Annotated in this window: 1 protein-coding gene; it reads left to right on the top strand. The window is 62.0% G+C overall.

The annotated features are described in order from the left end of the window. A partial coding sequence (locus QM716_RS29155) for an AMP-binding protein (protein WP_283307721.1) occupies positions 1 to 411 on the top strand: 411 nt, incomplete at both ends.

The following is a 411-nucleotide window of genomic DNA, read 5'->3' on the forward strand; positions in this document are numbered from 1 at the left end:
GTTGGTGGTGGCTACTCATGACGGTCATCGGGATCCGGGGTATTTGGCGTCGGTGGTGGCGGCGGAGTCGGTGTCGATGGTCTCGTTTGTGCCGTCGATGTTGGAGGTGTTCGTCGATCAGCTTGGTCGGGGGGCCGGGTTGGGTTCGTTGCGGGTGATTTTCGCGGCGGGTGAGGCGTTGCCGTCGTCGGTGGTGGGTCGGGTGTTGTCGGTGTTGCCGTCGGTTGAGGTTCATAATTTGTATGGTCCGACGGAGTTCACGGTGCATGCGACGGCGGCGGGTCCGCTTGATGGTGTGGGTGTTGTGGTGCCGATGGGTGCTCCGGTGTGGAATTCGTCGGTGGTGGTGTTGGATTCGCGGTTGCGTCCGGTGCCGGTGGGTGTTGCGGGTGAGTTGTATTTGTCGGGTGT

The sequence above is a fragment of the Rhodococcus sp. IEGM 1409 genome (assembly GCF_030056735.1).
In the GTDB taxonomy this organism is placed as follows: Bacteria; Actinomycetota; Actinomycetes; order Mycobacteriales; family Mycobacteriaceae; genus Rhodococcus_F.